Genomic DNA, 21,853 nt, shown 5'->3' on the forward strand with positions numbered 1-21,853 from the left:
AGTTAAGTTAAAATCATCCCCATTGTTAGCAATGGCGTGCGGGATGGTGAACATGCGAGTTTTTAAAATTAAATGTCCTGAATGCGGCTCACCGGCCATCATTCGCAAATCAGACTGGAAAGATAAAAAACTGGCGTCTTTATACTGTGGCTGCACGAAAGTGGAATGTGGTCATACATTTGTTTATAGCGTTGAGTTTTCACATACCCTCAGCCCCAGCGGGCTGACCGGCAACAAGCTGGTTAAATTTCTGATTGACCAGCTCAAGCCGGAAGAACGACAATTTGCATTGGATCTCCTCAACGGACAATAAGCATAAAAAAACCCTGCAAAAAGCGAGTTTTTACATTATGAGTTATGTAATGTTACTCGCTATTTTGTTACATTTATGGTGCATTTTGCCTTAATATCAAAGGAACATAGATATGCGATTAACTGCTCCAATCAAATCCTTTTCTGATGGTTTTTCCGAGAATGACGATATTTTTGACAGAAAGAAACTACACGATACTATTATGCGAGTTGCTACCAACGCACCTGATAAAAGTTTAGTTTTAGCGCTAGATGATAAATGGGGCAATGGAAAAACTTCATTTGTAAGGATGATGGAATCAGAGATAAACAAAAATCATTCAGATGATTTTGATGTCATATACTTTGATGCGTTCAAAAGTGATTATCAATCAGACCCATTTGTCGCATTAACATCAAGCATATATTCCCTTATAAGTAAAGAAAATGGAAAATTAAAAACATTATGCGAGGAATTATTAAGTGCTGGTAAAAAAATAGGCGCTTCATTTGCGATAAACAGTGCTAAATTTGCAATCAATACTCTATCTGGAGGGCTACTATCCGGAACGGTTCTTGAAAAAGCTAGCGATGTGATAACTGACTCTATATCTTCTCCAGTTGAGGAATATATAGAGGGAAAAATAAAAAATAGTGAAAATGAAATAGCAACCATAGAACATTTCGGTAAATTATTAACTCAAATATGTAAGCAAAGTGGTAAAAAGATATTTTTCATAATTGATGAACTGGATCGCGCCCGCCCCGACTTTTCTTTAGATTTATTAGAAAAAATCAAACATATTTTTTCTGTCGAAGGAGTGATATTTTTATTAGTAGTCAATCGCGAACAATTTGAAAAGAGCATTGAGTGTCGCTATGGGAATATTAACTCCAGATTGTACCTTAATAAATTTGTCCATTACTGGTTTTCTCTTCCAAAGATAAGTTGTCTATCTCAAACTGAGTTCAATTATCATCACCACTCAACAATAAAAAAACACCTACTTACGATAGATAGTGGTAACAACTTATTTGTCCGAAACGGCCCACTTGTAAATACCCTAGCTTATTTGCTGGATGTTAATGGTTGTTCATTACGTGAAGCTGAGCGTTGTTACTCAGTATTTGCAGTTATTGCCAATCCAAATAAAATAAACAATTTTACCGCTGATGCGTTTAAAGTAGCTATGGGGTTAGTTGCTTTCCTCAAAGTTCATGATTCTGAAATGTTATCCAATATCATATACAAGAAATACGAACTTCATGAAATACTACCTAAGCTTTCAGTGAATAACACCCACGCAGAATTTGTTTCTGAAATTTACTGGATAGACCATTTGTTACAATATCACTACATGTCAGATGAAGAACTACAAAAAGCCGACGTTAACAAGCGTTTTTCAGACATACAAAGTTACTATGGAAGAAGAGTACCAATTTTAGAAAACATGTTTGAAACCGTTGAAGGGTTTGATATCAATTAATAACAATTTTTTGCGGGCTCTTTACAGCCCGCAAAATCGCTCGAACCGGCGCAACGAGTTGTGTCGCCCCTCGCGATTGATGTCATCTGTTTGCGGTTAGCCCTTCACCACCTCAATCAATTTTTGATATTCCCCGAACGGGTCTAACCGCAGCTTTTCAGTATCAATGCCGTGGTTATTCCGCAGTCGCTCCCACAATCTGCCGACTTTCTCAGAATCACTTAGTTGTCGATGGGTGATAAGCACCCCACAGGAATTAGCCCGATGAATCCTTTCCCCGTCATTTAGGCTGGCCCCAGCCAGCAAAGACGCTGCCAGCGCTTCGCTAAGTTCCAGCCCGTAAATATTCGCCTCTAGCATTAGTTCGGTGATTACCGGGGCCAGCTCAGTGCGCCGGGCATCCTCAGCCATACGTCTGGACTCTAATTTCTGTGCGGCAGCCTGCCAGGCTACATCTAAATCACTGCCTGGGTGATATGGGGGATCGACGTTCCGACGTGTCGGCGGTGCTTGACGAAGCCGTTTCCACAATTTGCGACGCTGGGAATCGGTCATGCTGTCAAAATCGAATATTTCATCATCTGAATTTTCTGTCCTTACCTCGTCTTCAGATGAAAAGTCGGTGATTTTTTCGTCTTCCGTAGAGTTATTGACAGAACTCCAAGCGTCGCCGGTTGGCGACGGCAAAAGGTCAACCCCCAAACCAGGGCCGTTTTTGGCCTCAGTGGTAGCTTTGGATTTGGCGCGGATTTTCCACTTAACCAGACGGGTGCAAATACGGGAGGCATCACCCAGACGCGGCGACCAGACCCCGAAAACCTTTTCGGGGATCTCACAATAAGCATTCATTTCATCAGCTGGCTGATAGGCCAGACGGACGACATAGTTTTCACGCGGGATCAAAACACCACCCTGGCGGATGATATAGGTAGCAAAGCACCCGACATCGGCAGCGGCGCAAACCGCATCCATTGCAGGATCCACAAGCAACGGCGCACCGCGCTTGAAGGTATTGTCAATTTTCTGGCGGGTCGTGATCTGATTGCTCAGTTTGCGCAGCTCACGGTAAACCGATATGGGCGGCTGTCCGATGGGCTGAAACTGGCGGATGCGGTGAAGTGACGCCCATGCCATTGCATATTTGGCTGTTTCATTCAGCGGCTTGCCGCTTTCGTCGTCCAGTTCACCGGCCAGCGCGTGACCGTCGATATTCTTCGAAATGTATTTGGCGATATACGCCGTTGCTGACCCTTTCCGTGGGTCCATTTTTTTTGACTTGAAACGAGCACCGGTATTGCGGCCCAGCTCGTCGCGGTCTTCCGCAATGAAGTAGGCGCGAAGGATCGCAACCGTGGCTTTAACCTGCTCTTGTGGCATAAATAGCAACGCGTGCCAGTGTGGTGTCCCATCGTGATGCGGTTCGGCGACGCGGAAGCCATAAGGGCGCAAATCTTCGCGTTTCAGTTTGGCGGTTGCCCGGTTCCATACACGGCATAAATAGCGTTGCGCCTGTGCAACCGTGTCGTAGTTCCATTTTGCGTTATGGTGGCCTGACGCAATATTGCCGTGATATTTCGACGGGCAGGTGATGGTCAGGAAGATGCCAACATCGCCACGACTCTGGGCGACAAGCTCCACGCCAGCCATACGGGCCATAAGCTCATGACGACGAATTGCAGGGTTAGACGTGGATTTGTTAATCATGTCCTCAAGCGACGAAACGTTGCCGTCTTCGTCTACCAGTTCATGACTTTTGAAGAAATTACGGTTTTTACGTCGCTGTTCCTGCCATTCCATCAGGCTTGATGCGCTGATATACGGATGCGCTTTTTTATTTACCGCACCAACAGCACGCAGCTGGTTTTCGCGCCAGTCACAACGCAGGCGCCAGATTTTGCGCCCCCACCAGTCAGGCGAAGCCATACGCAAAATGGCTGTGCATATGCGCTCGCGTTCCCACGGCGCATACCATGCAGGCGGCACAATGCGAAGCGCCAGCATTTCGCGGCCCAGGTGGCAATAAAGCCAGTCCAGTTCTTCGACGTTCATGTCTGAAACATTCCGTCCCAAGGCTTCGCATTCCGTCCCCAGCATTTCAGCCATGCGGCTGGCGATCTCATTAGCGGCGCTTAATGCCTCCCGCTTGGTGAAATCGGCCAGCCGTTGCCAGCGCCCGAACCAGTACGCGGCCAGTTCGCCGGTGAGATCAGGCGAAACACCTTGCCTTGTGCGCACAACATCAAGACGCAGCAATGATTTTTTCACGGTCCCCATAAGAAAATCATTGGTGTGTCTGGTTTCACGGTTGACCCGTAACCACTCAATTTTTTTACGCCAGACCTCACGAATGAAGAACGGCTCTGATAATAAACGCGCTTCGACACCTTCCGGCGTATTGGCCCAGGCTGCCGCCGTAGCTTTGGCGGCTTCCATTTCCTGCCGAATGATATTTTGTTTGGCGGCCAGTGGCAGGCCGCACGGTTCGTACCTGTCCAGCGCCTGGATCAGCGCGTTACGTTCGCGAACGTCGTCAGGGTTGTAACCGGCGCGTTTGAAGATGTGATTGATGTGTTTTTTTACGGCAGGATGATGCGCCACCGCCCCGGCAAGCGGGGCGATTTTTTTCGGTTCGTAGGTGTACAGGCCAACAGCTTGGCGCGGAGCGTTCCAGGGCCAGGCGAAATCCGTCATACTTCGTCACCTACTTTGACTCCCTTAGCTTTAGCCTCGGAATCACAAATAAGGACTTTTGGAGCAATACAGCCACAACAGATAACATCAACATAGACAAGCCAGAAACGACCATTGAAACTGCGTTCAATTTTTTTTATGCGGTAAACGTTCGGACGTATGATCATTCACACACCCCCGCATAAATGCTTGAACATGCTGTTATATCGGTCATCGCGGTAATCAGATCGAACTGACGCCCCCCCCTGCTGGTTAACGCCCAGTCCTGATAAGAGAAGATGCCGTATTTATCTACTGTCACTTTGCTACCGTCTTTCTCAGCCCTGACCGGATCGAGAGTAGAAATACAGAATGTGGAATTACCACGGCGGGAGCATGCCGAAACAAGACGCTCCCATTCAGCAACCCTGCTCAACTCTTCTGGATGGCGCAGGAAGGCATTCCCCAGCTCGCTTTTGTTGCATTGAACGCAAGGAAAGCAGCCCACGCGTGAAAAACCTTCCTGATACAAAGGATTTGGTTTGATGCCATGGCGACGAGCAATTGCGAATACTTCGTCATGTGTCCAGGCATGGATCGGACGATAGACATTCAACCCGCGTACTTCGCCTGCATCCTCTTCCCAGACAGGCTGTTGTGCTCGTTCCGGTGACTCCTGCGCACGAACCCCCAACCAGTTGATAACCTCGCTATATTCATCCAGTAACGGGAATATCACCTGATCCCGAACGGGAAGGTGCTTTAACTCAGTGGTACAAAAGCGGCGTTGTGATGACGGGAAACGCCCTTTCCATAGGCAAAGATCAAGAAACGGAATACCGGTAGGAACAAGGCATTCCAACGCGCGTTTTATTGCCCTGTCAGCCTCGCTGTCTGTCATGCCGCACTCAACTACAAGGGTTGTCGGCCAGACTTTTTTTACAAACTCTCTCTTAGCCATAATCCGCGCTGTGAAATCAGCTTTAATGCGGCGAATGGGGTAAAACTTCGTTTCCAGATAGTCCAGATAATCCAATGTTTTTGGGTGTTCGTGACCAGTGTCAGCGAACACCGCAAGCGGCTGAATGTCGTGCTCAATGGCCCATAACCATGTCGCCGTTGAGTCTTTCCCACCGGAAATTGACCCTACGTTGATAGAATCGGCAGCAAAACAAAGAGGATTGATGGCCTGCATGTTATGCCTCCTCTTTGCGCGAATGCTTTTCGATTAGCGGGTCTAATAACGTATTGAAAGAAATCAGCAATGTATTAGCCACGTCAGGCCCAGCCAGAACGCCCGCTAACGTCGCATGGGCAAGCGCAATAGTTTTAGCTTCGTTAAGCGCAGCCAGCGCACCGCGGGTAAATTCGGATTGGGTTGCATCGATACGGGTTGCCATTAAAAAGCCTCCACGCCATTGGCCGCAGCAGATGCCAGCATTTCGTTGTAGGTCGCGTTCCCCATTACCGGGCCGCAGTCAGGACAACAGCCACCACCGGCACGACCGCAGCCGCTACACACTTTCAGGACGCCAATCACTTCACTGGCGGCCCCTCTGGTAATGGCGTTCGCACTGACAGAACGGTTAACGCTGATTTCCTGGAAGTTGAAAGCGCGATAAATCTCGCGGGTGGCTGGGGTGTCGCTATTGGACAGGATCACCGGCGAACCAGTAAGGCGGTTAATATCCAGCAGGGCTGCAGATAACTGGCGATGCTCTTTAATGCCAAACGGGGCGGTGTGGTATTGGGTGAAATTAGCGGTGTCGCTTGCTGGCAGGTATGGCGGATCGCAGTAGATAACCGCGTCACTACCAATCATGATTTTTAACGTACTCTGGAAATCGCAGCACACGAAAATGGCTTTCGTGTCATTAGCTTTTTCAGAGAATAAACGGATCTGTTCTTCCGGGAAGTAAGGCGGGGTTTTGTGTCTACCAAAGGGAACGTTATATCCACCCTGTTGGTTGTAGCGTACTACGCCGTTATATCCGTGACGGTTCAGGTAAAGAAATTGTGCTGCACGAAGAATCTTGCCCGTGTCCGGTCCATCCTCAAACACATTGCACGATGACAGAAGGTCATGGGCGCGAGCGTTGAAATCATCGCGGATCCACTTATAGCCGTCTTTATCGCCGTACACTTTAAACAGCGGGCGAGCAGCGTCGATCACCGCATCAGGCCAGCGGGTTATCTGGCGATACAGGTTAATTAAATCTGGGTTGATATCACCCAGGATATAACGGCGATATTCAGTATTGAGGAAAACAGAAGCACCGCCGACAAACGGTTCCACCAGGCAATCGGCTTTCGGCAGAATCGGCAGCAAATCAGGCATAACGCGGCCTTTACCACCGGGCCATTTAACGAGAGATCGAATCATTTTTACTTTCTCCAGGGTGCAAGAAGCCCGACGCGTTAGCGCCTGTTTCTTTTTTATGGGTAGTTAGTTGTTAATTGACTGCGTTATCTGGCGCGGGTGGTTTGTCGCGTATCGCCTGAATTTCGGCGCGTGGTGCGGCGTAGTCCTCAAATTCCCACGGCATTGATGCTGCAAGTTCGGAAAGGCGCTTAATGCCCATCAAAAGGCACGTTTGCTCCTTTTCGGTTAGATTTTCGTAAGTGCAACCCAACTGCTTGGCGGTCAGCTTCGGCATTCCGGCTATGTATCTGGACGCATCGTTTGCCAGGATGAAAATCACCTTTTTGCAGGCATCATCCAGGCGGTTAAAACGGGTTGCAGTGTCATTCACGCGTGAGGCGTTCAAACTGGCTTGCAGCCGCGCCCGTTGCTCTAAGAACTGGCGGCGGCCTGGCTGTTGTCCTGTCTTATCCATCAACATAACCACATCCCCGAACTACGCAAAGATGCCCATTAAGCGGGAAAACCAGCGGCGCTTATTACGCGGGCGCGACATAAACGGTACACGGCAGTTTTTAACAAATTGAACATCTGCCGCTTTAGGCTGGAAGAACCGCCCGTCCGGGGTTTCAATCCAGCCGCGTTGATGCTGACGGTGGGTGATCTGCTGGCCGTGGGTGAGCAGGCTGGCGAGTGAAGGGCACTGTGTTAAGTCCATGTTGATCTCCGTCATATTGAAAAGATGCCGGGATATAACCCCACGCCCGGCGCGTGTTTCCTGTGATAACATCGCTATGCCTGTGTAACTTTGAGCAGTGAATCAGGCATAACAATCACCAACACAGAAGGAGTTGTAATGAAATTCAATGTGTTTTTTAAAAAAGACCACGGATCACACTGGGTACTTTCCGATGGTTCCCCCCTCTTTGAAAGTCAACTATTTGAAACAAGACCTAAAGCCATTGATGACCTTGAGAACTTTGTAGGCCTTATGGAATCGCCAATTTTTATTAAGGCTGGTGACGATATTAATTCTGGCGATACAGAAAACTGTCCATCTGTAGTTATTTCTTTAAAACAGCATGAATCGCTATGGGGCTGGGAATTATTTATCTCAAAAAATGGACAACTGTCTAAAGTTACCGAAAGTTCAGGTAATGGCTTTGACTCATTAGAATTAGCAAAGCAAAGTGCCCAGTTTTTTATTAATGCCATTATCGACGCTCCTATTCTGGATCAAGCCGATGTCACTATCCCCGGTATGCACTTCTCAAAATCTTTCGAGGAAACGCACCACATTGGTGACATTCACCCATCCAGTAAATGGTTCAAATAATCCATCACTGCGGCGTTATCGTTTTTCTTGTGCGAGGTGGAACATCTCGCACGGTTTCTTCATCAACCATCAACTCATAAATTCTGATGCTGTTATCACCGTTTGATACGTCATCAAATACCTGAAAAAGAAAACTCATGAACTGCTCATAAGTGACGCTGGGTTCAACATACCCACCAGTAACCTCAATTAACGGTGTTAGCCCTGAATTATCTGCTAAAGAAACGCAGTCCAACTTATCCAAACGGAAAAAGTAATTACCGCAAGGCGTTCTTTTGTCCTTAATCCGTATAAATACATTTGATAACGCTGTATGACTATCTGAGAGCTTAAAGATTTTTGCCGTGTCCATTTTATTCAGCCCTGTAAGTTGCTTATGATGGATTGCCCAGACCCAACCACATTAACCACCCTTCCCTAATTTCCTTCGGGCGGCTCTCATACGCCATTTTCATTCCGTTGTTCCAGGCTGGGAGGTAGACCCAGTACTCACCTGCCCGCCCGGAAGTTGATTGCGGATCGGTCATCTCAACTACGGGTAGCTTTCCTTTTTCAATCATCCCCTTCACCGCTGCCGGTGTTTTACCAATGAGTTTTGCGAACTCCTGATATGGGACGGCATCTGTGCTTAACGCGATCTGTTTAACCATTTAAGGCCCTCACAAGTTTAAGAATCGTCACCAATGGCTTATAGTTGCCTTTGATGTTCATTTCTAAACATCAAACAGTCTACATCTAAATCAAATAGTATTGAGATCTAAACACTATGTCAAACACCTTAAACGAGAAAATTGTACTCATCAGAAAGTCTGAGTATCTCAGCAGACAGCAACTAGCTGATTTAACAGGCATTCCCTATGGCACTTTAAGTTATTACGAAAGTGGTCGTTCTACACCACCCACGGACGTAATGATGAGGATTTTGCAAATGCCCCAGTTCAGCAAATACACGTTGTGGTTTATGACCGATCAGGTTGCTCCCGAAGCCGGTCAGATAGCACCGGCCCTCGCACACTTTGGGCAAGATGTAACAACATCGCAGCACTCAGACCAAAAGATTGGTTAACCATTCACCAGGCGCATCTTTATTACAAAATTTGTTTACTTGTTGCCAAATACAACAAGCACAACAAGTTTGTGAAATCTAAGCGCAAGGGAAAATTAACAGCAGCAAAGAAAACACAACCTAGCACCATTCATTTGGGGGTCTTATGACAATTAAGAAACTCGATGATGGTCGTTATGAAGTGGACATCAGACCTGCAGGGCGCAACGGAAAGCGCATCCGCAGGAAATTTGACAAGAAAAGTGAGGCTGTAGCTTTTGAGAAACACACTCAATACAACCATCACGATAAAGAATGGCTGGCTAAACCGACAGATAAGCGGCATCTGTCTGAATTAACAAAAGTCTGGTGGGATCTGAAAGGCAAGCATGAAGAACACGGAAAATCCAATTTGGGTAAGATTGAAATCTTTACCCGGATCACTGATGACCCTTGCGCGTTCCAGATAACCAAAGCGCTTATTAGCCAGTACAGCATGACTCGCAGAGGGCAAGGCATAAAACCGGCCAGTATTAACCGCGACCTTACCTGCCTGAGTGGTATGTTTACTGCGCTAATTGATGCGGAGTTGTTTTTTGGCGAACACCCTTTCAGAGGGATGAAAAAGCTCAAGGAGCAGAAACCAGAAACAGGCTATCTGACGCAGGAAGAAATAACATTGTTGCTTGCCAATCTTGACGGGGACAACAAGAAAATCGCGATTCTCTGTTTAAGTACCGGCGCTCGATGGGGTGAAGCTGCGAAACTGAAAGCTGAGAACGTAATACAGAATCGGGTTACGTTCGTTAAAACAAAGACGAACAAACCGCGTACTGTCCCTATCTCTGAGGAAGTAGCTGTAATGATTGCGGGTAAGGGTTATCTGTTCCCTGATGCCTCATACCCGAAGTTCAGGCGAACAATGAAAGATGTAAAACCAGATCTACCGGACGGGCAAGCAACTCACGCATTGCGTCACAGTTTTGCTACCCACTTTATGATTAACGGCGGGAGTATCATCACCTTGCAGAGAATACTGGGACATTCACGGATAGAGCAGACAATGGTCTATGCGCACTTTGCACCGGAGTATCTTCAGGATGCTGTTTCACTCAATCCGCTACGTGGTGGTATTGACTCCCAGAGTGTCCACACTGTGTCCACAGTAGGGTAGTTTATTATGGCTTTCAGTGGTCTTGCGTGCCGCGCAAACCCGCATTGCACCGCTGAAAGCCCATGTTACCTACCCTGAAAAACGCCCTTACGCAGGCTTATTTTTTGCCTGTTTTTTACCTTTCCGAAAATCAGGCGAAAAAAAACCGGGCATTACGCCCGGCTCATTAAGTGGTTGAAGATTAATGTGCAGCTTCTGGTTTGTGCTTTTGCGCACTCTGGAAACCATAGGTCAGCTCATTTTTCTCTTTATCCAGCGCAACGGTCACCTGACCGCCATCCACAAGCGAACCGAACAGCAGTTCGTTAGCCAATGGTTTTTTCAGGTTATCCTGGACAACACGCGTCATTGGACGTGCGCCCATTGCGCGGTCATAGCCTTTCTCTGCCAGCCAGTCACGTGCTTCCTGACTCACTTCCAGAGAGACACCTTTCTGATCCAGCTGTACCTGAAGCTCGACGATAAACTTATCAACAACCTGATGAATCACCTCGGTAGAGAGATGATCGAACCAGATAATGTTGTCGAGACGGTTACGGAATTCCGGCGTAAACACTTTTTTGATTTCGCCCATTGCATCAGTACTGTTGTCCTGATGAATCAACCCAATCGATTTACGCTCAGTTTCACGTACGCCGGCGTTGGTGGTCATGACCAGCACCACGTTGCGGAAATCCGCTTTACGCCCGTTATTGTCGGTCAGCGTGCCGTTATCCATCACCTGCAGCAGCAGGTTAAAGACATCCGGGTGTGCTTTTTCGATTTCATCCAGCAGCAGTACCGCATGCGGATGCTTAATAACAGCATCAGTCAGCAAACCGCCCTGGTCGAAACCGACATACCCCGGAGGCGCACCAATCAGGCGGCTAACGGTGTGGCGTTCCATATATTCGGACATATCAAAACGCAGCAGTTCAATACCGAGTGCTTTGGACAACTGCACCGTGACTTCGGTCTTACCGACGCCAGTTGGTCCGGCAAACAGGAACGAACCGACCGGTTTATGCTCGTGTCCCAGACCGGCACGGCTCATTTTGATCGCTTCAGTCAGCGCCTCAATGGCTTTATCCTGTCCGAATACCAGCATTTTCAGACGGTTGCCCAGGTTTTTCAGCGTGTCGCGATCGCTCTGCGAAACGCTCTTCTCCGGGATCCGCGCAATGCGGGCCACAACGGACTCGATATCCGCCACGTTGACGGTTTTCTTGCGCTTGCTGACCGGCATCAGACGCGCACGCGCGCCCGCCTCATCAATCACGTCAATCGCTTTATCCGGCAGATGACGATCGTTAATGTATTTCACCGCCAGTTCGACCGCTGCACGCACCGCTTTGGCGGTATAGCGGACGTCATGGTGCGCTTCGTATTTCGGCTTCAGACCGTTGATGATCTGCACGGTCTCTTCTACCGATGGCTCAGTGACATCGATTTTCTGGAAACGGCGCGCTAAGGCACGATCCTTTTCAAAGATATTGCTGAATTCCTGATAGGTTGTGGACCCTATCACACGGATCTTACCGCTGGAGAGCAACGGTTTGATCAGGTTAGCCGCATCCACCTGGCCGCCCGATGCCGCACCCGCACCGATAATGGTATGGATCTCATCGATAAACAGAATGCTGTTAGTATCCTGTTCCAGCTGTTTCAACAGCGCCTTAAAACGTTTTTCAAAATCGCCGCGATATTTGGTGCCTGCCAGCAGCGAGCCAATATCCAGGGAGTAAAGGGTACAATCAGCCATGATTTCAGGCACATCACCCTGGACGATACGCCAGGCGAGCCCTTCGGCAATGGCGGTTTTACCGACACCAGACTCTCCCACCAGCAGCGGGTTGTTTTTTCTGCGACGGCACAGTACCTGAATGGCGCGCTCCAGCTCTTTGTCCCGGCCAATGAGCGGATCAATTCCGCCCACTCGGGCAAGCTGGTTAAGGTTAGTCGTGAAGTTCTCCATACGGTCCTCCCCGCCAGCTTGCTCTTCGTTATTTGGCTGATTCCCAGAGTCAGAAGACTGGCTGGGTTCGTCTTTGCGCGTGCCATGAGAAATAAAATTCACCACATCAAGACGACTTACTTCATGCTTACGCAGCAGATAAGCCGCCTGAGATTCCTGCTCGCTGAAGATAGCGACCAGCACATTTGCGCCGGTAACTTCATTGCGCCCGGAGGACTGAACATGAAAGACCGCGCGTTGCAGTACACGCTGAAAACTCAACGTTGGCTGCGTGTCGCGTTCTTCCTCACTGGCAGGCAATACAGGTGTGGTCTGTTCAATGAAGGCTTCGAGTTCCTGACGGAGCGCCACCAGATCCACAGAACACGCTTCCAGCGCTTCGCGGGCCGATGGGTTACTGAGCAACGCCAGTAACAAGTGCTCGACGGTCATAAACTCATGTCGGTGCTCGCGCGCTCTGGCGAAAGCCATGTTTAAACTGAGTTCCAGTTCTTGATTGAGCATAGGCACCTCCCCCAATGTTTATGCCTGCATTCAGGCTTTTTCCAGCGTACACAGCAACGGATGCTCGTTCTCCCTCGCATATTTGTTCACCATCGCCACTTTGGTTTCAGCCACTTCGGCAGTGAACACACCGCAGATAGCTTTACCTTGATAGTGAACTGCAAGCATCAGTTGCGTTGCACGTTCTACATCATAAGAAAAGAATTTTTGTAACACGTCAATAACAAACTCCATCGGAGTGTAATCATCATTGACTAATATCACTTTATACATAGATGGCGGTTTTAGCGCGTCGCGCAATTTATCTTCCGCCAGCAGATCGAAATCCAGCCAGTCGTTCGTCTTACCCATTGTCAGTCGTCATCTTCAGTTACGGTTTCCGGCAGAAAATCTTGCCGCTGACAAGCAGCCTATGCGCACAATCAATCTACCTCAAGTATTAGATAACTATCATCTATTAGTGCCATCCGCGACATCTGTCACATAACCGACAATAGCGTTAACTGCTTCAAATTTTGATGCATTTTTACCCTATTCCGTCTGTCTGGCGCTTGACGCCTCGCCTGATTTCTCTAAATTGTAGTTTCGAGAGTTGGCGAGGTTTTGAACAGCCCCCACTCCGCCACCGGTTCATTCCATCTTACTTATATAAGATTTACGAAGGATGTCGAAGTATGGAAACGGGTACTGTTAAGTGGTTCAACAACGCCAAAGGGTTTGGTTTCATTTGCCCCGAAGGCGGCGGCGAAGATATTTTCGCCCATTATTCCACCATTCAGATGGATGGTTACAGAACGCTAAAAGCCGGACAGTCTGTCCAGTTTGATGTCCACCAGGGGCCAAAAGGCAATCATGCCAGTGTCATCGTGCCTGTCATTGAAGCAGAAGCTGTCGCATAGCTCTTCTGTCTCATTGTGTACATCCCGCAGTCAAAATGCCAGCCCTTGCGGCTGGCATTTTTATCTCTGTGGCATTATTCCCGCGCCAAAGCATCTACTGGGTCCAGACGTGCCGCATTCCGCGCCGGTAGCCAGCCAAACAACACCCCGGTTGCCGTTGAACACAGAAACGCCGTCAACAACGCGACGGGTGAGAATCCAATTTCCCAGCCCGGCAGGAATAACTGTAGCGTAAAGGCGATCAGCATCGACAGGCTAATGCCCAACGCGCCGCCAACCAGACACACTAACACCGCTTCAATTAAGAACTGTTGCAGCACGTCACTGGCGCGAGCGCCAACCGCCATACGAATGCCAATCTCACGCGTTCGTTCGGTTACTGAAACCAGCATAATATTCATCACGCCAATCCCACCGACCACCAGCGAAATCACCGCCACCAGCGTCAGGAAGAGTTGTAATGTACGTGTGGTCTTTTCGGCGGTTTTCAAGATACCGTCCATATTCCAGGTGAAGAAATCCTTCTTACCGTGGCGCAACGTCAACAGTCGGGTCAGTTGCTGTTCGGCCTGGGCACTGTCAAAACCATCCTTCACTCGCACGGTGATCGAGTTCAGCCACGACTGTCCCATGATTCGTCCGGACATAGTGCTATAAGGCAACCAGACCCGCAGGATCTTGCTACTGCCAAACATCGACTGTTTCTCTTCTGCAACACCAATCACCGTGGCAGGCATATTCCCCACCAGCACGACCTCGCCGACAACTTTCGCTTTGTTGGGGAACAACTGACGCCGGGTATTACTGTCGAGCACCACCACCTGAGCGCGCCCCGCCAGTTGCTCGGCGTTAAAGGTGGTCCCTTCGCTGAATGTCATGCCATAGACGTTAAAATAGTCGCCGCTAACGCCATTAGCACTGGCAGCAACGTCGATATTGCCATAGCGTAACCGCAGGTTCTTCGACACCGCAGGTGTCACCGAACTGACCCAGGGCTGCTTCTGAAGCGCCGTCAAATCGTCATACTTCAACGCCTGTTGATATTGCGGATCGTCGTCGCCGAAATCTTTGCCTGGATAGATATCAATGGTGTTAGTACCAATAGCGCGAATATCTGCCAGTACCAATTGTTTAGCCGCATCGCCTACCACCACGATCGACACCACCGAAGCAATACCGATGATGATCCCGAGCATGGTCAGTAGCGTTCGCATTTTATTCGCGGCCATTGCCAGCCAGGCCATGGTAAGCGCTTCACGAAAACCGCTGACAAACTGGCTCCAGCCGGATGCCGTTTTCACCGTTGGCTCCGCGATATCGCGTCCGCCAGAGGGTTTCTGTGGCGGAGGATTGCGCACAATCTCACCGTCACGAATTTCAATGACCCGCTCGGCCTGCGCGGCGACCTGACTGTCGTGAGTAACGATAATTACCGTATGCCCGCGATCGCGCAGTTGATGCAAAATGGCCATTACCTCTTCGCCGGAATGGCTATCCAGTGCACCGGTGGGTTCATCGGCAAGAATAACCTGCCCCCCGTTCATCAGCGCACGCGCAATACTGACCCGCTGCTGCTGACCACCGGAAAGCTGGGAGGGTTGATAGTCAACCCGATCACCCAACCCCAGCCGCTGGAGTAATTCCTGCGCACGCGCCAGGCGCTGCTTACGTTCACTGCCAGCGTAGACCGCCGGTACCTCAACGTTTTGTGCGGCGGTTAAATGCGACAGCAAATGATAGCGCTGGAAGATAAAACCAAAATGCTCGCGACGCAGCTGCGCCAGCGCATCGCTATCCAGCGTGGAGACATCACGTCCGGCAACGCGATACGTCCCGCTGGTTGGCTTATCCAGACAGCCGAGAATGTTCATCAGCGTCGATTTACCCGATCCAGATGCCCCGACAATCGCCACCATTTCCCCGGCCTGAATGCTCAAGGATACGTCCTTCAACACCTCAACCTGGCCTTCGCCTGACGGATAACTACGGCGGATATGGCTCAGTTCAAGCAATGCCGTCATTTTGCAGCTCCAGCGTTGCCCTCACCGGTAATGACTTCATCCCCCTCTTCCAGTCCTTTCACGATCTCCACATCGGTGTCATTACGCGCGCCGATAACCACTTCACGTTCGCGGGTTTCGCCGTTACGCAGCAGCCTGACGTTATAACGGTTGTTGCCAATAGGATCACCCAGTGCCGACAGCGGGATAGTCAGGACATTTTTGACATCAGTGAGCTGGATATGGACCTGCGCGGTCATATCCAGACGCAGGATCCCTTTCGGATTGGGAACTTCGAAGCGGGCATAGTAGAAAATCGCATCATTCACTTTCTCTGGCGTCGGAAGAACATCTTTGAGCTTACCTTCATAACGCGTCTGCGGATCCCCCAGTACGGTAAACCAGGCTTTTTGCCCAGGGTGCAGGTGAATTACATCGGCCTCGGAAACCTGCGCTTTTACCAGCATAGTGCTCATATCCGCCAGGGTCAGAATATTAGGTGCCTGCTGGGCGGCAATAACGGTTTGCCCTTGCAGGGTAGTAATTTGCGTTACTTCACCAGCCATTGGCGCAACGATGCGGGTGTAATCAAGGTTGGTTTTTGCCGTATCGAGAGAAGCCTGATTACGTTTAATTTGCGCGTCAATTGTGCCAATTTGCGCCTGTTTGACCGCCATCTCGGTGGCCGCCGTGTCGAGATCCTGCTGTGAAACGGCCTGGGTTTTCGCCAGCTTCTGCTGGCGGGAAAGCGTGACCCGCGCCAGCTTCCACTCAGCTTCGGCTTGTAAACGCTGGGCACGCAATTCCATTAGCGTCGCTTCAACCTCTTTGATTTGGTTTTGCGCCTGTTCAGGATCGATAACGCCGAGTAACTGATCTTTTTTTACTTTATCGCCAATCGCGACCGACAGCGTTTTTAACTGCCCGCTGACCTGCGCCCCAACGTCAACTTTACGCAGCGCATCCAGTTTCCCGGTGGCCAGTACGCTTTGCTGCAGATCGCCAGGACGAACAATTAATGTTTGATACTGGGGTAAAGGCGCATTAAGCGTTCGCCAAAGTGCAATTACCGCCACAATAAGGATGATGGCGAACAGAAAATAGCGTTTTTTGATTTTTCCCTTGAGCTTCATAAATGTCCCAATTCCCCCAATACGTCCACCAGAGTGGAGTGCTAAACATCAACGTTAAATAAATCACCGTTGAAAAGCGCAAGAATAACAGAGTTATTGATGAATGGTTAAGATCCGCTGTGCTGAAATTAGTACAAGAGTATCAATCGGATTTATATTATGAGCCAGCTAACTGAAAGCACTTTTCATTCTTCAAAACCAGTCACAAGTTTTAGCCTCTTTTGTAGCCTGATGACCGGACATTGGCGCCCCGGGCAATTTTGGCATCAGCGTAGCTTTCGTCGTAAGTTTTTGTTGCGCTCAGCGCTTATACCGCGATTAACGCGTGAATGGATGACCGAGTTGGCGCAATGGCCTGACCTGGATAGCATACTTGCACGCCAGCCGCGATTGCCGGTTCGTTTGCATCGCGCCTATCTCGCGAAAAACCTTGACCACAAAACGAAACTGGATGCAGTGCGTTATCATTACAATGCTATCCGCAGCTTTTTTTCAGCCACTGAATTTAAGGATTATTTAAGTGAAGATGGATTACAACTTGCACAAATTGAGGGAAAAAATAGCGAAGTATTTAGCGTAATAATGACTTCATTCATCATACTGGATAAAGAAGGTGAAAGCACCATTCTGGTATGCAATTGCGCTGGCGAGACTTTAGCGGAAATGACGTTTACACTGTGCAATTATGAAGGGAGCAGTACGCTGTTTATTGGCGGGTTACAGGGAGGCAGCCGATTACTGCCACATGAAGAAATTCAAAAAGCGACCAAATCATGCCATGGGATTTTCCCAAAACGTATTGTGATGGAAGCCATTTGCTGTTTTGCGGAACAATTAAATATCGAACAAATTCTGGCTGTAAGTAATGAACAGCATATTTTTCGCAGCCCGCGCTACGACGATAAAAACAAGGTAATCCTTTCCGACTACAACACCTTTTGGGAGTCGGTTGGCGGCGAATGCGACAGCCACGGGTACTATCATATTCCGCGCACGCTGGCGCGAAAAAGCGAGACGGATATTGCCAGCAAAAAACGCGCAGAATACCGCCGTCGCTATCAGCTACTGGACAGCATCCATTCACAGCTGTCGTTGATGTTTCGCCACTAATCCGCTCTGCCGCGTGCCAGCCACAGCACGCGGGAAAACATTTTTCGCAGCAGCGTTGGCACCGCATCAACGCCCCGTCGCCCGGCTTCCATCGCCACCTCAATGGCCAAATCCGGTTTTGACGAACGATGTATCGCCTTGGAGATTATTTTGCGCATATTCATGGGCACATTCTCCGGGATTTGCGCCACCCGGTGAAAGACGTCAGCAAACCCCTGGCGATACATAAAGTGTTCCATATCCAGCGCGGGGAGCATGGTCAAATGCTCACGTTCTTCCTCTCTGTCGTCATTCAATAAGCTACGTACCGTAGCCGCATACTTTTTACCGGCTTCATCGCCATCGACCAGCACATGCCACTCTATCCCCATCCGGCGGGCGAATTTAACCAGCGGCTTAAGACCGGACTGGGCAAATTCAATTACCTTAATCCCTTCTGCATCAAAGTGGTGCCCGCACTGGCGGGCCAGTTCGTTAATAACCCAGGTTTCCGTTTCACCTTCCACCAGCAGCCAGCAGCGGGCAAACAATGACGATGCACGATTAAAACGAATATGAAAGGCAATACGCCGACCATCTTCTGCACTGATCCCACCCGGCCCAAGCCGCCAGGCAGCGACGCGGGATGATTCACGTACCAGACGAACAACATGTTCAACAGGCGTAAGGGACAGCAGCTCACCGGAATTGGTGGTCGCCACTCGCTGCAGAGGTAGTAAATTCAACAAATGCCAGGCCACCGACAGCATGATGGGATGTAAACGCGTTTCCGGATCTTCCACCAGCAATAAAGGTCGGGCGTCTTTATCCAGCCTAAGTGTGCCTTTGGCCTGCAACAAGGTCGAAAACAGGCCCAACAGGATCACGCGGTGCGTGCGTCCGCCGGGTTTATCAATCATGCGGTTAATAATGTCCAGATAGCGCCAGCTCCGTTGTTCGTTATTGGAGCGACGACGCATCAGACGGTAGCGGGACTGGCCAGCCCCTTGCTCGGAAAAATAGTGCTCCAACAACTGGACCATGGCCGATAACCCCTGGCGGATCTGCCCGTCGGTCAGGTTTTGCGGCCGGGTAGCCAGCTCACGCGCCAGAAAATCCAGTTGGCGGGCGGTGACTTCGACATCTGCCGAATCCGGCACGGTACCATTGCGGATCCGTCGCATAAATCGCGCGTCACGCAGACGCAGTACCGGCATCAGGCGCACAAGATGCCGCGCCTGATCGTTAATGTCATCGAGAGGTAATGGATGGCCGTCGCCGTCAAGAAAACTGCGCAAGGTCAGAACGCTACCGTCATCCGCACACTCGCCTTCCAGACGATAAAAAATGCGGTGATAGCCATCCTGACACGGCGTCCAGCTGGCTTCCAGAGGACGATAGCGACGTACCCGGTGACGACCCGGCTGGGATTCACGAAACGTAAGGATAATGTGCAGGTGGTGTTCCCGGCCCTGTATATCACCCGGCGGGAACCAGAAATCCTCGCGGACAAAATGGTACAAGTCTGACTCCGGCGACAGCAGCAGGGTTAAAGCATCCAGCAGACTGGATTTACCCCACGCGTTCTCCCCAATCAGCACGTTGCTCTGCTCCAGCATCAACGACAGACGGTTAATACCACGAAATCCAACAATCTCAACGCGTTCGAGAATCATATAGCCTCCGGAAATGCTAACTTTTTCCTTCAAGTTATCAGGAGTATAACGGCAAGCGGGCGCTCAGGACACCCGGTATGATCAGGAGGTTAGTCGCAGAAATTGAAAAATATAAGAATATTCTTCTTATGTTTTCCCCGGAATATTATTTCAGAACTCAATCATCACCTTCTCCTAATTGAACTATGCTTCATTCATCCAATATTCATAAAGGAATAACGACATATTGCCTTAAATCAAATTTTTTCATCAATTTAACTGGCGAAGGGATGAGATTTTTTTCTAAAATACCCGCTCTTTCATCATCGTCCCTTTTAGCGATGAATTACCGGGCAAGGAACACGAACCCGGAACTTTTAATTGAGGTGGTTATGTTCAGGAAATTAGCAGCCGAATTCTTCGGTACGTTTTGGCTCGTCTTTGGTGGGTGCGGTAGCGCAATACTGGCCGCAGCATTCCCGGAGTTGGGTATTGGATTTGCCGGTGTGGCCCTGGCGTTTGGTCTGACGGTACTGACCATGGCATTCGCCGTAGGTCATATTTCCGGTGGACACTTTAACCCAGCGGTAACCTTCGGTTTATGGGCTGGCGGTCGCTTCCCGGCAAAAGACGTTATTGGTTACGTTATTGCTCAGGTTGTGGGCGGTATTGTTGCAGCAGCGGCACTGTATCTTATTGCCAGCGGTAAAGCAGGTTTTGATGCAGCGGCCAGTGGTTTTGCTTCGAACGGTTTTGGTGAACATTCACCAGGCGGTTATTCCATGCTTTCTGCCGTCGTCATTGAAATTATTCTGACCGCAGGTTTCTTATTAGTGATCCACGGCGCGACCGATAAACATGCTCCGGCAGGTTTTGCACCTATCGCAATAGGTCTGGCATTAACGCTGATCCACTTGATCAGTATTCCGGTCACCAACACTTCCGTAAACCCGGCGCGTAGTACCGCAGTCGCCATCTTCCAGGGCGGCTGGGCATTGCAACAATTGTGGTTCTTCTGGGTTATGCCGATCATCGGTGGGGTACTCGGCGGTCTTATTTACCGCACCCTGCTGGAAAAACGCGATTAATCGATTACAAAAAGACCTGGCGAAAGTAAGGTCTTTTTTTTCCTCGCTATATTTCCTTTTATTTGCAACTTTACTCCCTTCTTTGCATTGAGTAGTGTGTGCTGGCGCATTTCGTCTTACTTCTCAGCAAGGATCTGGTTTTCATGTTTTCAGGGCTGTTAATCATTCTGGTTCCCCTTATTGTGGGCTACCTTATTCCGCTCCGGCACAGGACTGCATTACAACTTATCAATCGCCTGTTAAGCTGGATCGTCTACCTTATTCTCTTTTTTATGGGTATTAGCCTGGCGTTTCTGGATAATCTCGCCAGTAACCTGCTAGCCATTCTTCATTATTCTGCGGTCAGCGTGACGGTCATTATACTGTGTAACATTGCAGCGCTGTTCTGGCTGGAGCGTTCGCTGCCCTGGAGACACAACCACAAGCAAGAAAAGCTCCCCTCGCGAATTGCAATGGCGCTTGAGTCGCTTCAGCTTTGTGGCGTCGTCGTCATCGGTTTCCTGCTCGGCCTCACTGGGCTTCCCATTCTGCAGCATGCCACCGAAGCCAGCGAATATACGTTAATCTTTTTACTGTTCCTGGTGGGGATTCAACTGCGCAACAGCGGTATGACCTTAAAGCAAATTGTGCTGAACCGTCGGGGGATGATCGTGGCCGTCGTCGTCGTCGCCAGTTCGATGCTGGCGGGGGTTATAAACGCGTTGATCCTCGGTCTGCCGCTGAAAACCGCGCTGGCGATGGCATCGGGTTTTGGCTGGTATTCCCTGTCCGGTATTCTGTTGACCGAATCGTTCGGACCGGTGATTGGTAGTGCCGCCTTCTTTAACGACCTGGCCCGTGAGCTGATCGCCATTATGTTGATTCCAGGAATGGTGGGCCGCAGCCGCTCTACCGCGCTGGGATTATGCGGCGCGACATCAATGGATTTCACCCTGCCCGTTTTACAACGCAGCGGCGGTCTGGAAATGGTCCCGGCAGCCATCGTCCACGGCTTTATTCTGAGTCTGTTAGTGCCTCTGCTGATGGCGTTTTTCTCCGCCTGACGCCGGGACAAATACCTCTCTGGCGGTAGTCAGCTACCGCCAAAATTGCGCTAAATCAATCTCCCTGCAAGTAGTAGCAGAAATCCCTTTTATCCCTTCGCGCACAGGCATAACCTTAAACAT

22 protein-coding genes are annotated in these 21,853 nt (G+C 49.5%); 9 read left to right on the forward strand and 13 right to left on the reverse strand.

Going from position 1 to position 21,853, the window contains the following annotated elements; all coding sequences use genetic code 11:
• Positions 1-43: 43 nt before the first annotated feature.
• On the forward strand, positions 44-313 hold the full coding sequence (locus BZK41_RS06320) for an ogr/Delta-like zinc finger family protein (RefSeq protein ID WP_079937572.1): 270 nt from the start codon (positions 44-46) through the stop codon (positions 311-313).
• 112 nt (positions 314-425) lie between these two features.
• Positions 426-1,778 (forward strand): P-loop NTPase fold protein, encoded by a 1,353-nt coding sequence (locus BZK41_RS06325; RefSeq protein WP_079937573.1) that lies wholly within the window; start codon positions 426-428, stop codon positions 1,776-1,778.
• 96 nt (positions 1,779-1,874) lie between these two features.
• On the opposite strand, the gene BZK41_RS06330 is transcribed toward BZK41_RS06325, so the two are convergent.
• The 6 genes from BZK41_RS06330 to BZK41_RS06355 all read right to left on the reverse strand — a co-directional run bounded on the left by BZK41_RS06330 (position 1,875) and on the right by BZK41_RS06355 (position 7,528).
• Complete coding sequence (locus BZK41_RS06330) at positions 1,875-4,469, reverse strand: replication endonuclease (RefSeq protein ID WP_079937574.1); 2,595 nt, start codon at positions 4,467-4,469, stop codon at positions 1,875-1,877.
• Between the two features lie 163 nt (positions 4,470-4,632).
• Complete coding sequence (locus BZK41_RS06335) at positions 4,633-5,643, reverse strand: phosphoadenosine phosphosulfate reductase family protein (RefSeq protein WP_079937575.1); 1,011 nt, start codon at positions 5,641-5,643, stop codon at positions 4,633-4,635.
• Position 5,644: 1 nt separating this feature from the next.
• Positions 5,645-5,848: a hypothetical protein gene (locus tag BZK41_RS06340; RefSeq protein WP_079937576.1), complete on the reverse strand. Its 204-nt coding sequence runs from the start codon at positions 5,846-5,848 to the stop codon at positions 5,645-5,647.
• Entirely contained in the window at positions 5,848-6,831 is a 984-nt protein-coding gene (locus tag BZK41_RS06345) for a DNA adenine methylase (protein ID WP_079937577.1), read from the reverse strand. Before BZK41_RS06345 ends, BZK41_RS06340 begins: the two co-directional genes overlap by 1 nt.
• A 70-nt stretch (positions 6,832-6,901) precedes the next feature.
• Positions 6,902-7,285 carry a hypothetical protein gene (locus BZK41_RS06350; RefSeq protein ID WP_172313114.1) on the reverse strand — a complete coding sequence of 128 codons (384 nt, stop codon included), beginning with the start codon at positions 7,283-7,285 and terminating at the stop codon, positions 6,902-6,904.
• Positions 7,286-7,306: 21 nt separating this feature from the next.
• Entirely contained in the window at positions 7,307-7,528 is a 222-nt protein-coding gene (locus BZK41_RS06355; RefSeq protein WP_000366435.1) for a phage filamentation protein Fil family protein, read from the reverse strand.
• A gap of 138 nt (positions 7,529-7,666) precedes the next feature.
• Here BZK41_RS06355 and BZK41_RS06360 point away from each other — a divergent pair, with 138 nt between their 5' ends.
• Complete coding sequence (locus BZK41_RS06360) at positions 7,667-8,146, forward strand: hypothetical protein (RefSeq protein ID WP_079937579.1); 480 nt, start codon at positions 7,667-7,669, stop codon at positions 8,144-8,146.
• A gap of 4 nt (positions 8,147-8,150) precedes the next feature.
• On the opposite strand, the gene BZK41_RS06365 is transcribed toward BZK41_RS06360, so the two are convergent.
• Together BZK41_RS06365 and BZK41_RS06370 are read right to left on the reverse strand one after the other, a co-directional pair.
• Positions 8,151-8,498 (reverse strand): hypothetical protein, encoded by a 348-nt coding sequence (locus BZK41_RS06365; RefSeq protein ID WP_000379073.1) that lies wholly within the window; start codon positions 8,496-8,498, stop codon positions 8,151-8,153.
• A 22-nt stretch (positions 8,499-8,520) separates the two neighbouring features.
• Positions 8,521-8,796 carry a regulatory phage cox family protein gene (locus BZK41_RS06370; RefSeq protein ID WP_000240614.1) on the reverse strand — a complete coding sequence of 92 codons (276 nt, stop codon included), beginning with the start codon at positions 8,794-8,796 and terminating at the stop codon, positions 8,521-8,523.
• A 116-nt stretch (positions 8,797-8,912) separates the two neighbouring features.
• Between BZK41_RS06370 and BZK41_RS06375 the strand changes: the two genes are divergently transcribed.
• Both BZK41_RS06375 and BZK41_RS06380 read left to right on the forward strand, forming a co-directional pair.
• Entirely contained in the window at positions 8,913-9,212 is a 300-nt protein-coding gene (locus BZK41_RS06375; protein WP_079937580.1) for a helix-turn-helix transcriptional regulator, read from the forward strand.
• Positions 9,213-9,357: 145 nt separating this feature from the next.
• Positions 9,358-10,365 carry a tyrosine-type recombinase/integrase gene (locus BZK41_RS06380; RefSeq protein ID WP_079937581.1) on the forward strand — a complete coding sequence of 336 codons (1,008 nt, stop codon included), beginning with the start codon at positions 9,358-9,360 and terminating at the stop codon, positions 10,363-10,365.
• Positions 10,366-10,546: 181 nt separating this feature from the next.
• On the opposite strand, the gene clpA is transcribed toward BZK41_RS06380, so the two are convergent.
• Both clpA and clpS read right to left on the reverse strand, forming a co-directional pair.
• Positions 10,547-12,823, reverse strand: a complete 2,277-nt coding sequence (gene clpA / locus BZK41_RS06385) for an ATP-dependent Clp protease ATP-binding subunit ClpA (RefSeq protein WP_003036804.1) — start codon at positions 12,821-12,823, stop codon at positions 10,547-10,549.
• A 30-nt stretch (positions 12,824-12,853) separates the two neighbouring features.
• A complete protein-coding gene (clpS, locus tag BZK41_RS06390) occupies positions 12,854-13,174 on the reverse strand; it encodes an ATP-dependent Clp protease adapter ClpS (RefSeq protein ID WP_003036810.1) in 321 nt (106 codons plus the stop codon).
• A gap of 323 nt (positions 13,175-13,497) precedes the next feature.
• Between clpS and cspD the strand changes: the two genes are divergently transcribed.
• Positions 13,498-13,722 carry a cold shock-like protein CspD gene (gene cspD / locus BZK41_RS06395; RefSeq protein ID WP_003036813.1) on the forward strand — a complete coding sequence of 75 codons (225 nt, stop codon included), beginning with the start codon at positions 13,498-13,500 and terminating at the stop codon, positions 13,720-13,722.
• Positions 13,723-13,796: 74 nt separating this feature from the next.
• On the opposite strand, the gene macB is transcribed toward cspD, so the two are convergent.
• Together macB and macA are read right to left on the reverse strand one after the other, a co-directional pair.
• A complete protein-coding gene (gene macB / locus BZK41_RS06400) occupies positions 13,797-15,743 on the reverse strand; it encodes a macrolide ABC transporter ATP-binding protein/permease MacB (protein ID WP_079937582.1) in 1,947 nt (648 codons plus the stop codon).
• Complete coding sequence (macA, locus tag BZK41_RS06405) at positions 15,740-16,855, reverse strand: macrolide transporter subunit MacA (protein WP_079937583.1); 1,116 nt, start codon at positions 16,853-16,855, stop codon at positions 15,740-15,742. Before macA ends, macB begins: the two co-directional genes overlap by 4 nt.
• A gap of 159 nt (positions 16,856-17,014) precedes the next feature.
• Between macA and BZK41_RS06410 the strand changes: the two genes are divergently transcribed.
• Complete coding sequence (locus tag BZK41_RS06410; protein WP_079937584.1) at positions 17,015-17,965, forward strand: VirK/YbjX family protein; 951 nt, start codon at positions 17,015-17,017, stop codon at positions 17,963-17,965.
• Here BZK41_RS06410 and BZK41_RS06415 read toward each other — a convergent pair.
• Positions 17,962-19,620 carry an ATP-dependent endonuclease gene (locus BZK41_RS06415; RefSeq protein ID WP_003834292.1) on the reverse strand — a complete coding sequence of 553 codons (1,659 nt, stop codon included), beginning with the start codon at positions 19,618-19,620 and terminating at the stop codon, positions 17,962-17,964. The two genes, BZK41_RS06410 and BZK41_RS06415, sit on opposite strands and share 4 nt — an antisense overlap.
• Positions 19,621-19,991: 371 nt before the next feature.
• Between BZK41_RS06415 and aqpZ the strand changes: the two genes are divergently transcribed.
• Positions 19,992-20,687 (forward strand): aquaporin Z, encoded by a 696-nt coding sequence (gene aqpZ / locus BZK41_RS06420; RefSeq protein ID WP_139762579.1) that lies wholly within the window; start codon positions 19,992-19,994, stop codon positions 20,685-20,687.
• Between the two features lie 143 nt (positions 20,688-20,830).
• On the forward strand, positions 20,831-21,730 hold the full coding sequence (locus BZK41_RS06425) for a lysine exporter LysO family protein (RefSeq protein WP_016150624.1): 900 nt from the start codon (positions 20,831-20,833) through the stop codon (positions 21,728-21,730).
• Positions 21,731-21,853 lie beyond the last annotated feature (123 nt).

This window comes from Citrobacter sp. A316 (assembly GCF_002042945.1).
In the GTDB taxonomy this organism is placed as follows: domain Bacteria; phylum Pseudomonadota; class Gammaproteobacteria; order Enterobacterales; family Enterobacteriaceae; genus Citrobacter; species Citrobacter portucalensis.